Source organism: Thermus sp., from assembly GCF_037444525.1.
Lineage (GTDB): Bacteria > Deinococcota > Deinococci > Deinococcales > Thermaceae > Thermus.
Window position 1 is genome coordinate 16558 of the sequence record NZ_JBBIMD010000029.1, and the last position, 10503, is coordinate 27060.

General features: G+C 67.9%; 13 protein-coding genes and 2 tRNA genes. 10 read left to right on the forward strand and 5 right to left on the reverse strand.

The window, feature by feature from the left end; all coding sequences use genetic code 11:
• The first annotated feature begins 26 nt into the window (after positions 1-26).
• Positions 27-1436, forward strand: a complete 1410-nt coding sequence (locus WKI94_RS06295) for an O-antigen ligase family protein (protein WP_337844919.1) — start codon at positions 27-29, stop codon at positions 1434-1436.
• On the forward strand, positions 1433-1837 hold the full coding sequence (locus tag WKI94_RS06300) for a hypothetical protein (protein ID WP_337844920.1): 405 nt from the start codon (positions 1433-1435) through the stop codon (positions 1835-1837). Before WKI94_RS06295 ends, WKI94_RS06300 begins: the two co-directional genes overlap by 4 nt.
• On the opposite strand, the gene WKI94_RS06305 is transcribed toward WKI94_RS06300, so the two are convergent.
• Entirely contained in the window at positions 1834-2466 is a 633-nt protein-coding gene (locus WKI94_RS06305; protein WP_337844921.1) for an ATP-binding protein, read from the reverse strand. The two genes, WKI94_RS06300 and WKI94_RS06305, sit on opposite strands and share 4 nt — an antisense overlap.
• Positions 2467-2507: 41 nt before the next feature.
• On the opposite strand from WKI94_RS06305, the gene WKI94_RS06310 reads away from it, so the two are divergent.
• From WKI94_RS06310 to WKI94_RS06320, 3 genes are read left to right on the forward strand one after another with little or no spacing between them, the layout of a single operon-like run.
• A complete protein-coding gene (locus tag WKI94_RS06310; RefSeq protein WP_337844922.1) occupies positions 2508-3218 on the forward strand; it encodes a (Fe-S)-binding protein in 711 nt (236 codons plus the stop codon).
• Complete coding sequence (locus WKI94_RS06315) at positions 3208-4608, forward strand: LutB/LldF family L-lactate oxidation iron-sulfur protein (protein WP_337844923.1); 1401 nt, start codon at positions 3208-3210, stop codon at positions 4606-4608. Before WKI94_RS06310 ends, WKI94_RS06315 begins: the two co-directional genes overlap by 11 nt.
• Positions 4584-5180, forward strand: coding sequence for a lactate utilization protein (locus WKI94_RS06320; RefSeq protein ID WP_337844924.1), 597 nt, complete (start codon positions 4584-4586; stop codon positions 5178-5180). The genes WKI94_RS06315 and WKI94_RS06320 overlap by 25 nt, the downstream gene beginning before the upstream one ends.
• On the opposite strand, the gene lepB is transcribed toward WKI94_RS06320, so the two are convergent.
• Both lepB and WKI94_RS06330 read right to left on the reverse strand, forming a co-directional pair.
• Positions 5140-5940: a signal peptidase I gene (lepB, locus tag WKI94_RS06325; protein WP_337844925.1), complete on the reverse strand. Its 801-nt coding sequence runs from the start codon at positions 5938-5940 to the stop codon at positions 5140-5142. The genes WKI94_RS06320 and lepB overlap by 41 nt on opposite strands.
• Entirely contained in the window at positions 5937-6692 is a 756-nt protein-coding gene (locus WKI94_RS06330; RefSeq protein ID WP_337844926.1) for a patatin-like phospholipase family protein, read from the reverse strand. Before WKI94_RS06330 ends, lepB begins: the two co-directional genes overlap by 4 nt.
• Positions 6693-6740: 48 nt before the next feature.
• On the opposite strand from WKI94_RS06330, the gene WKI94_RS06335 reads away from it, so the two are divergent.
• Complete coding sequence (locus tag WKI94_RS06335; RefSeq protein ID WP_337844931.1) at positions 6741-7514, forward strand: serine/threonine-protein kinase; 774 nt, start codon at positions 6741-6743, stop codon at positions 7512-7514.
• A gap of 98 nt (positions 7515-7612) precedes the next feature.
• Here WKI94_RS06335 and WKI94_RS06340 read toward each other — a convergent pair whose 3' ends face one another.
• Positions 7613-8698, reverse strand: a complete 1086-nt coding sequence (locus WKI94_RS06340) for an N-acetylmuramoyl-L-alanine amidase (RefSeq protein WP_337844927.1) — start codon at positions 8696-8698, stop codon at positions 7613-7615.
• 48 nt (positions 8699-8746) lie between these two features.
• Here WKI94_RS06340 and WKI94_RS06345 point away from each other — a divergent pair, with 48 nt between their 5' ends.
• Positions 8747-9160 (forward strand): OsmC family protein, encoded by a 414-nt coding sequence (locus WKI94_RS06345; protein WP_337844928.1) that lies wholly within the window; start codon positions 8747-8749, stop codon positions 9158-9160.
• Entirely contained in the window at positions 9160-9918 is a 759-nt protein-coding gene (locus WKI94_RS06350) for a type III pantothenate kinase (protein ID WP_337844932.1), read from the forward strand. The genes WKI94_RS06345 and WKI94_RS06350 overlap by 1 nt, the downstream gene beginning before the upstream one ends.
• Here the strand turns inward: WKI94_RS06350 and WKI94_RS06355 are convergent.
• The gene (locus tag WKI94_RS06355; RefSeq protein WP_337844929.1) at positions 9875-10246 is read right to left on the reverse strand and encodes a hypothetical protein; all 372 of its coding nucleotides are present in this window, start codon (positions 10244-10246) and stop codon (positions 9875-9877) included. The genes WKI94_RS06350 and WKI94_RS06355 overlap by 44 nt on opposite strands.
• A 66-nt stretch (positions 10247-10312) precedes the next feature.
• On the opposite strand from WKI94_RS06355, the gene WKI94_RS06360 reads away from it, so the two are divergent.
• Both WKI94_RS06360 and WKI94_RS06365 read left to right on the forward strand, forming a co-directional pair.
• Positions 10313-10389 (forward strand) — tRNA-Asp (locus WKI94_RS06360).
• 1 nt (position 10390) lies between these two features.
• A tRNA-Phe gene (locus tag WKI94_RS06365) sits at positions 10391-10466 on the forward strand.
• Positions 10467-10503: the final 37 nt, after the last annotated feature.

Below are 10503 nucleotides of genomic sequence, written 5' to 3' on the forward strand. Positions count from 1 at the left end.
TGACCTCCCTTGGTATAGTGCCCTCCGTGCTCGGCCTGGCCCTCGCCCTAGCCCCCCTGGTGCCCCCCCTTGCCCTCCTTGCCCCCCTCTTCCTGGGGCGGCTCAAGGGGCTTCCCCCCTGGGCCCTAGGGGTTCTCGGCCTCTACGCCCTAAGCCTCCTCCTCCCTGCTCTCCTTACCCCCGAGCCCCTGGCCTTCCCCCTGGCCCTCCTGCGCGCGGTCTACGTCCTGGGCCTGGTGGGGGCAGGGGTGGCCCTAAGGGAAACCGGACTCAAGCCCTTGGGCTACGGGCTTTTTCTCCTCTACCTGAGCGCGTTCCTGGCCTCCTTTCTGGCGTACGGGGAAGGCGCAGCCCACCAGCGCCTGGCCCACCCCTTCCATAGCCCCGTGGGGCTAGGGCTCATGGGGGCCTTGGGTGTTTTCCTCGCACTCCACCTCCCCTACCCCCTCCCCTTCCGGCTTCTCCTCGGGACCTTGGGCGGGGCGGTCCTCCTGCTTTCGGGAAGCCGGGGGGGGATGCTGGGCCTCTTCCTAGGGGCCTTGGGGGGGCTTCCCTTCCGCAAGCGTTCCCTCCTCGCCCTGGGGGTTGGGATGGGCCTCCTCCTCCTCGCCTTCACCCTGGAAAACCTGGCCACGGAGAGGTTTTTCCAGACAGGCCTTTCCGGGCGGGAAGGGGTGTGGCTCGCCGCCTACGAGGCCTTCCGCGCCCACCCCTGGACAGGGGTGGGGCCGTACCTCCTGGGGGAGCGGATTGGGGAGGTGCTCTTCCCCTCCTGCTTCCTCTTCCCCCTCCTCGAGGCCAAGGGGCTTTCCTGCCCGGAGTGGCTTAAGCCCTTTGGGGGGTTTTGGACCTTCGCCCACAACCACCTCCTCCAAGCCCTGGGGGAAAGCGGGCTCTTGGGTGCCTTGGGCCTCGCCCTCCTTGTGGGGGCTTTCCTCGTAGCAAGCCTAGGGGATGGCCTCCTCTTTAGCCTCCTCCTGGCCTTCCTGGCCATGGGCGCGGTGGACAACCCCTTCTCCGTCCCAAGCCCATTGCGCGGGGAGATCTTCTTCCTCCTAGGGGGGATGGCCCTGGCCCGGGGAAGGACCCCCAAGGGCCTAGGCCTCGCCGCGGGGGGGGTGGTCCTCCTCTGGACCCTCCCCTTCCTCTACCTGGCCACCCGGCCTGAGCCTCCCCCGCCTGCCCTGCGCTACGCCGCCCTTGGCCGGGAGGGCGGGGTGGTGGCCCTGGAGGGGGCCGAGGGGTACCGGGCCCAGGTCTGGGCCTGTGGGGAGGGCTGCCGCAGGGTGGGGTGGGTGTGGGACGCGGGAAGGCCCATCCATTTCAGCCTCCAGGACCTCCCCCCAGGGCGCTACCGCATCCGGGTTCTCCTCTTCACCCATCACCGCCTAGGGGAACGCTTCCTGTTTGAGGTGGCGGGGGAGGTGGAACGGTGAGGGCTTGGGAAGGGGTTTTCCTCCTCTTCGCCTTAGGGGCAAGCCTTTTCGCCTTAGAGAGGGCCTTCCCCCTCAGGCCCCTCCCAGAGGCCCCCTGCCAGCCAGGGCCGATCCCGGAGCGGGCGGAGCTTTGGGCCAACGGGGCGGTGGAGCTTCCCATCTGCCAAAGGGGGCGGGTGGTCCTGAGGCTGGAGGGTACCCCAGCGGAAGGGCGGGGGCCTTGGGCGGTGGTGGCGGAAGGGGGAAAGGTCCTCTTTCAGGGGGAGATCCTGGGGATTAAGGAGGTGGTGGTGCAGGTGGAGGGGCGGGCGCCCTTGGCCCTGGCCTTCGTCAACGACCTCTACCGCCCGCCTGAGGACCGGAACCTTTTCCTCAGAGGGGTTGAAGTGCTGCAACGCTAGCGCAAGAGGGACAGGAGGGCCAGCACCACCCCGATGGCGGTGAAGAGGAGCATGGCCTTGTTGAAGGCGGTGTTGACCTCCTCTTTGATCTCCTGGCGTAGGGCCTGGACCTGGGACTCCAGACCTTGGATGCACCCTTCTAGCTTGGTCTCTACCTGTTGGATACGGACTTCCAGCTTGGACTCCACCTCTTGGATTCGGCCCCCGAGCCCGGCTTCCACCTGCTGGATGCGCTCTTCAAGCCTGCCCTCCACCTGCTGGATGCGGGCCTCTAGCTTGGATTCCACCTCCCGAATCCAGCTCTGGAGCCCAGTCTCCGCCTGCTGGATGCCCTTTTCTAGCCGGGCCTCCACCCCTTGGATTTGGCCTTCCAGCTTTTGCTCTACCTGCTGGACGCGCTCTTCCAGCCTGGACTCCACCTGCTGGATCTGGCCTGCCAGCCTGACCTCCACCCCCCGGATCCGGCCCTCCAGGGCCCTAAGCTCCCCTTTCACCTCCTCTCGGAGCTCGTCTATGCGGCGAGAGAGGTCGTTCACCAGGGGAGGGAGGACCCTCAAAGTGGCCTCCACGATCCCCTCCAGCTTCTCCAACCGCTCCGAGAGGCGGTTGCCCGCGTCCCCATCTGGCATGGCCCCATTCTAGCACCGGCCCTGGGGTAGACTAGGGCCAAATGCGGGTGGCCCTCTTCATCACCTGCCTGGCCGACCAGTTCTACGCCGAGGCCGGGGTGGCAGCGGTAAAGCTCCTCAGGGCTCTGGGGGTGGAGGTGGACTTCCCGAAGGGGCAGACCTGCTGCGGCCAGCCCGCCTTCAATGCGGGGTACTGGAACGAGGCCAGGCCCCTGGCCCGGAGGACCCTCGAGGTCTTCCGGGAGGCGGAGTACGTGGTCCTCCCCTCGGGGAGCTGCGCCAGCATGGTCAAAAACCACTACCCCGAGCTCCTTCCCGGAAGCCAGGAGGCCCTGGAGCTCGCGGAGAAGACCTACGAGCTCTCCCAGTTCTTGGTGCGGGTCCTGGGGGTGGAGAAGCTTGGAGAAGGCCTAAGGGGGCGGAAGGTGGCCTACCACCACGGCTGCCACGCCTTGAGGGAGCTTGGGGTAAAGGAAGAACCCCTCCTCCTCCTCCGGAACGCCGGGGCAGAGCTCCTCCCCTGGGAGGCGGAAGAGGAGTGCTGCGGCTTTGGGGGGCTCTTCTCCGTGAAGCTCCCCGAGGTCTCCCTGGCCATGGCGGACCGCAAGCTGGACACCCTCCCCCAGGCGGAGGTCCTCACCTCCACCGACGCGGGCTGCCTCCTGCACCTTTCAGGAAGACTAGGCCAGCGGGGCAAGGCCCTAAGGGTGGCCCCCCTGGCCACCCTGCTTTGGGAGGCGTATGCGGGCTAAGGCTAAGCTCTACCCCAAGGAGGCAGCAAGGCTTCTGCGGGAAAAGCCTGGGGTCCGGCAGGCGGTCACCGGGGCCACCCTGCACTTTGAGCGAAACCGCCTCAAGGCCTACGGGGAGATTGACAGCGAGGCCTGGCGGGCCCGGGCCAAGGCGGTGAAGGACCACGTCCTGAGCCACCTGGACCGCTACCTGGAGCTTGCGGAAAAGCGGCTTAGGGAAAACGGGGCCGCGGTCTACTGGGCGGAGACCCCCGAGGAGGCCCACCGGGTCCTGAGGGAAGTGGTGGCCCGGCACGGGGTGAGGCGGGCGGTGAAGGCCAAGAGCATGCTCACCGAGGAGCTCGGGGTAAACCCCCTCCTGGAGGCCCTGGGGGTGGAGGTGTACGAGACGGACCTCGGGGAGTACCTCATCCAGCTTTTAGAGGAGCCCCCAAGCCACATCGTGGGCCCGGCCATCCACCTCTCCTTGGAGGAGATCAGGAAGCTTTTCCACCAGCGCTTCGGCACCCCCCTGGAGGCGAGCCCCGAGGAGCTGGCAGCCGTAGCCCGGAAGGTCTTAAGGGAGGCCTTCCTCACCGCCGATCTCGGCATCAGCGGGGCCAACTTCCTGGTGGCGGAGACGGGCACCTTAGCCCTCATGGAAAACGAAGGCAACATCCGCCTCTCCACCAGCCTCCCCAAGGTCCACGTGGCCTTCGTGGGGATAGAAAAGCTCCTCCCCCGCCTCGAGGACCTGGCCCTCTTCCTCCCCCTCACCGCCCGGGCGGCCACGGGGCAGAGGCTTGCCACCTTCGTCTCCCTCATCCAGGGGCCGGGGGATGGGGGGCCGGAGGAGGTGCACGTGGTCTTTGTGGATCATGGCCGCACCGCCCTCCTTCAGGACCCCGAGGCCTGGGAGACCCTGAGGTGCGTGCGGTGCGGGGCCTGCCTCAACGCCTGCCCCGTGTACCGGCAGACGGGAGGGCACCCCTACGGCTACGTCTACTCGGGGCCCATCGGGGCGGTGCTGGACCCGGGGCTTCTGGGCCTCGAGGCGGCCTACCCCCTGCCCTACGCCTCCACCCTCTGCGGGGCCTGCTACGAGGCCTGCCCGGTGAAGATCCCCATCCCCAAGCTCCTCCTCACCTGGCGCCGCCGGATGGTGGAGGCGGGGCTTGGCCCCCGTCTGGAGGGGGCAGCCCTTAAGGCCTTCCGCCGGGTGATGGAAAGCCCGGCCCTCTACCGCCTCTTCTCCCGGGCCCTCAGGGGGGTGCCCGAGGGGGCCCAGGACCTCCTCCCCCTCCTTAGGGCCTGGACCGAGGGCCGGGGGAGGCTTAAGCCCAGCCCCAAGCCCTTTCACGAGCTCTGGAAGGAACTGGAGGGAGAATGGACGCCAGGGAAAGGATCCTAAGCCGGGTGCGGAAGGCCCTACGGGAAAGGCCCAAGGCCGAACTCCCAAGCCCCCTCCACCCCCCCGCCCTCCCCGACCCCGTGGCCCTCCTCCTCGCGCGCCTGCGGGAAAACGGGGCCGAAGGGGAAAGGGTGCCTTGGGAGGAGGCCAAGGGCCTCCTCGCCCGCCTCGCGGAAGGGCTGAAGGGGGTGGCCTTTGGGGCGGGGGTGCCAAAGGCGCTCCGCCCCCCCCTCCCCGAGCTTCCCCCCGAGGAGGCCCCCTTGGGGGTCTCCTTCGCCCTCTTCGCTGTGGCGGAGACGGGCACGGTGGCCCTCTCCTCTGAGGACGGGCGCAGGGCCCAGCTCCTCCCCCCCACCCACCTGGTCCTGGTGCCGGAGGAGAGGGTCTACGGCACCCTCCTCGAGGCCATGGCCCGCCTGGAGCGCCTGCCCAAGGCCTTGGGCCTCCACTCCGGCCCCTCCAAGAGCGCGGACATCGGCCAGGTGATGGTGAAGGGGGTCCACGGCCCCGGGCGGCTCTTCGTGGCCGTGCTCAGCGGTAGGCCGGAGGGGGGGCCAGGGGGCGGAGGTTGAGCCTCACCCTCCCCTCTTCCCGGACGAAGGGGGGCCACCAGACGTAGCTCGCCCGCCCCGCGATGGCCTCCACGGGCACGGGGCCAAAGGTACGGGAGTCCTCGCTTCCCCCGAGGGTGCGGTTATCCCCCATGACGAAGTAGTAGCCGGGCTTGAGCTTGATGCGGCCCACCTCGCAGGCCTCTTCAAAGCGGCTCCGCGCCAAAACCCCTTCCGACGGGGGTAGGAGCATCGTTTTGAGGGGCTTCAAGTAGGGGGGCAGGAGGTCCACAGGGAAGTCCCCTTGCTGGGTGATGATCCGGGTCATGTCCCCGTCCTTATAGCAGACCCCGGGGAAGGAATCGGGCCAGGGGGAGATCTGGTCCGTGATGTGGGTCTCCTCCAGGGGCCGGCCGTTTACATAGACCACCCCCCTTTCCACGTAGACCTCGTCCCCCGGCACGGCCACGATGCGCTTGATGAAGAAGGCCCGGAAGGAAAAGCCAAGAACGGGAAAGCGGGCGGTGGCGAAGGGGGTGCCCTCAGGGGGCTTCAGGATGGCGATCTCCCCCCGCCGCCACTCCCTAAACCCCAGGCGCACCAGCCAGGTTTCCCACTTGGGCACCAGGACCCGCTCCCCGTTTCTCAAGGTGGGGTACATGCTCTGGCCCACCACCCCCACGGTGGTGAAAAGGAAGGTGGTGACCAGAAAGGCCACCAGGAGGGCCTCCCCCACCTGGCGAAACCACTCCTTGAACAGGTAGTCCCAAAACGCCTTCATACCTCCCCCACTCTACTCTCCAGATAGGCCCGGGCCGCCTCGCGCCCCGCCTCCACGATCTCCTCCAGGCAGCGGAAGTCCTCTATCCCTACCCCCTTGAGCTCCGGCCTGAGGTAGACCTCCGGGGGGTAAAGGGTCAGGCGGAGGGCGGTGAGCTGGCGCTGCATCAGGTCCACCGCCCGCCGGGCCAGGGGGATGAGCCCCTTCGGGACCTCCTCCTGCTCCTGCTCCGGGGTCACGTCTACGGCAAAGACCTCCCGGGCTCCCAGGAAGCGCACCGCGTCCACGGGAAGGTTATCCAGAACCCCCCCGTCAAAGAGGAGAACCCCCTCCCGCTCCACCGGGGCCAGGAGACCCGGATAGGCCGCGGAAGCCAGGACAGCGCTGGGAAGGTCCCCCTGGGTAAGGTAAAGGAGCCTCCCCGAGCGCACGTCCACCGCGGTCACCGCCAGGGGGCGGCGGAGGTCCTGGAAGGTGGGGGGAAGGTGTTCCGCGAGAAAGTCCTTAAGCTTCCTCCGCGAGAAAATCCCCTCCCTAGGGGAAAGGCCCAGGAGGCCGAGCCAAGGGGTCCTGTGGGCCAGGGCGAGCATCTCCTTGGGGCTCATGCCTGCGGCGAAGAGGGCCCCCACGATGGCCCCCATGCTGGTCCCCGCCACCACCTGGAAGTCCAGACCGGCCTCCAGAAGCACCTCCAGGACCCCAATATGGGCAAGCCCCCTGGCCCCCCCACCGGAAAGCGCCAAGCCGCGCACGGGAAAATCTTAGCGAGGTGCAGGGTGAAAGAGGTGAGGACGGGTATAGTGGGGGAGGTGAGCGTGGTGGGCCAAATCCTTTTGGGGCGCTACCGGGTGGTGCGCCCCCTGGCCCGCGGGGCCTTGGCCACGGTCTACCTGGCCTTTGACCCCTACGGCACCCCCTACGCCCTAAAGCTCTTCCCCAAGGGAGCCGAGGCCCGGCGGGACCGGGAGCACTGGGTGGGCGGGCGGCTTGCCCACCCCAACCTGAACCCCATCCTGGCAAAGCTGGACCTGGAGGAAGGCCCCGCCCTCCTCCTGGCCTACGCCCCGGGGGAAGAGATGGGCCGCTGGATGCTTCGCCGCCCCGGGCGGGCCCGGGCCCTAGGGGTCTTCCGGCAGCTCCTCGAGGCCCTGGCCCACATGCACGAGAAGGGCTTGGTCCACCGGGACGTGAAGCCGGAAAACGTCATCGTGGCCCTCACGGACGAGACCAGGCTCCTGGACTTTGACCTCTCCGGCCCAGCCCGGGAAGCCTTCAAAAAACCCCTCCGGGTGGGCACCCTGCCCTACCTGGCCCCGGAGCAGGTCCTGGGGCAAAGCCCGGGGCAGGAAGCTGACGTGTACGCGGCCGGTGTCATCCTCTACTGGATCCTTTCCGGGGAGCTCCCCTTTGTGGGGGAGCCGGAGGAGGTCCTCCTCGGCCACCTGCAGGGGGAGGTACCCCCCATCCCCGGCCTCGCCCCCCAGGCGGAGGGCTACCTCAAGCGCCTCCTGGCCAAGGACCCCAAGGCCCGCTTCCCCCACGCGGGGGCGGCCCTGGAGGCCTTTCCCTTTTAAGTACCCCGCCGAAGCTTTCGCTTCGGCGGGGGCCCCAGAAGAGGGGACTAGACCGTCTTGTCTCCGAGCTCCATGAGGATTTTTCAATGCCGAGGCGCTTAGCGGTAGGCCCCCTGGGCCAGGAAGGTGAGGATCCCCGCGAAAAGCCCCCGGGCCACCTTCTCCCGGTAGGCGGGGCCCTGTAGCCTCCGCCCCTCCACGGGGTGGTCCCCAAAGCCCACCTCCACCAGCACCGCGGGCACCTTGGCGTAGCGCAGGACGAAAAAGTCCCCGGGGAAGCTCCCCCGGTAGGGGCTTCCCGTGGCCTCGGAAAGCTTCCGGCCCAGGGTTTCCGCCAGGCGCTCTGAGTAGCGCTGGTTGGCCTGGGCCACGATGTCCTGGAGGATCCTTTCGGCCACGGTGCGGGCCTCCTGGGTGAGGCGGCGGCCCAGGTCCCCCCCACCGTTTTCCCGGATCACCTGGCTCAGCACGGCCTGGCTCTGGGCCCGGCCGAAGTAGTAGACCTCCACCCCTTGGGCGGTGCGGGTGGGGGTGGCGTTGGCGTGGATGGAGATGAAGAGGTTGACCCGGGAGCTATCGGCTAGGCCAGCCCGCCGGGAGAGGTCCTCCCGCTTGTCGGGGGAGAGGTGGGTGTCGGAATTGCGGGTAAGGAGGACCTCTATCCCCTCCCCCACGAGGAGGCGCCTAAGCCTTAAGGCGATGTCCAGCACCAGTTCCTTCTCTACCACGTACCCCACCATCCCCGGGTCTATCCCCCCGTGGCCCGGGTCCAGGAGGACCATGGGTTTGGGCGGTTTGGGGGCCTTGGCCGTGGGCTGGGGCTTGGTGGGGGGCGGGGCCCCTTTGGCGAGGTAGAGGTCCACCACCAACCGGTCCGGATCGGGGTAGCGGGCCACCTTGGCCTCCACCTGGCCTTTTGTCCTTAGGAGGATGCGCGTCCCCTTCCCCTCGGGCACCACCTGGTAAGAGGCGAGCTCCTTGGAGTTCACCACCCCCTCGGAAGGGGGAAGGGAGAGGCCAGTAAGCCGGACGACGAGGAGGGCCCCCTCCCCCTCGAGGGCATACCCCACCCCAGGGTCAGGAAGCTCCACCACCACCCGGGTGAAGCCCTCATGGACGCCCACCCGGGGGTTGGCCTGGGCCATGGGCCAAAGCGCCAGGAGGAGAAGGAAAAGAAACCGCACCGATGGGCATTCTACTCCACCGGATGAGGGCTTGGTAAAATGCAGCTCATGACGAAGAAGGTCACCGTTTACCAGCTCACAGGCCACCGCTTCCTGGGGGTGAACGAGCAGGGGGACAAGGTGATGATTGACGGGGACCAGCCCGCCACCGGACCCCGTCCCATGGAACTCCTCCTCATGGCCCTGGGGGCCTGCACCGCCTACGATGTGGTGGACATCATGCGGAAGAAGAAGCAACCCCTGGCCCGCTACCGGGTGGAGGTGGAGGGAGTGCGGGCGGAAACCCACCCCAAGCGCTACACCCACATCACCGTGACCCACATCGCCTCGGGGCCCGGGGTGACCCTCGAGGCCCTAGAGCGCGCGGTGGAGCTCTCCCACACCAAGTACTGCTCCGTGTCCGCCAACCTCAACGCCGAGATCACCACCCGGGTGGTCCTGGAACCCTGGGAAGGGGAATGATGCTCCTGGCGGTGGACATCGGCAACACCTCCACCGCCCTCGGGCTTTTTGAGGGGGAGAGGCTCGTGGCCCACTTCCGCATCCACACCGACCGGATGCGGATGGAAAGCGAGTACCGGGTCCTCCTCAAAAACCTCTTCGCCCTAGAAGGCCTCCCACCCCCCCAGGCCGCCCTCCTCTCCAGTGTGGTGCCGCCGGTGGAGCGGGAGATGGCCCAAGCCATCCGGCGGCTTTTCGGGGTAGAAGCAAAGGTGGTGGATGCGGAAGCCACGGGGCTCGAGGTCCTCATAGACAACCCCAAGGAGGCGGGGGCGGACCGGCTGGTGAACGCGGTGGGGGCCTTGGGTTACGAGAGCCCCACCGGCCGCTACATCGTGGTGGACTTCGGCACCGCCACCACCTTTGACCTGGTGGAGGCCCCAAACCGGTACCTGGGGGGAGCCATCACCATCGGCCCCCAGACCGCGGCCGACGCCCTGGCCCAGCGCACAGCCAAGCTCCCCCGCATAGACCTGGTCCCGCCCGAGAAGGCGGTGGGGAAGAACACCCTCGAGGCCCTCCGCTCAGGGCTGGTCCTGGGGTACGCCGCCTTGGTGGAGGGGATGGTGCGCCGCTTCAAGGAGGAAGTGGGGGAGGCCCTGGTCATCGCCACCGGGGGCTTTGCGGAGGTTTTGAAGCCCATCTGCCCCTCCTTTGATCTGGTGGACGAGGACCTCACCTTGAAAGGCCTCCTTCGCATCCACCGGGCGCAAGGGTGAACCAGTACACGTACCGCCCCTCCTCCTCCAAAAGGGCGTACCGCCACCCCTCCACCTGGTAGCACCCCAGGTCCCTCCACACCCCAGGCCTTTCTCGGAGGAAAACCCTAAGGGGGCGCCCCTCCTGGTGGGCCAGGAGGAGGCGGAGATTGCCCCCCATGGGGGCCTGGTGGCCCCGCCTGCCCTCCCCCATGTAGAGGATGCGCCCGTCGGGTAGGAAGGCGTTCCGGTAGCCCGATTCCCCCCGGTCCACCAGAAGGCTCCTCTCCCCTATCCCCTTACGCGTCCGGTGGTAGGCGAAGACCTCGGCCCAGGTCAAGCTTGACACGGCCCCTAGCCCCGGCTATCATCCTAAATGCCCGGTCGGACGCCCCCGACCCGGCAAAAACCCCAAGGCCCCGTGGTGTAGTTGGTTAACACACCCGCCTGTCACGTGGGAGATCGCGGGTTCGAGTCCCGTCGGGGCCGCCACGCCGAGGTAGCTCAGTTGGTAGAGCATGCGACTGAAAATCGCAGTGTCGGCGGTTCGATTCCGCCCCTCGGCACCAAAAGCCCCCCTTTTTGGGGGGCTTTGGCTTTCTCCGG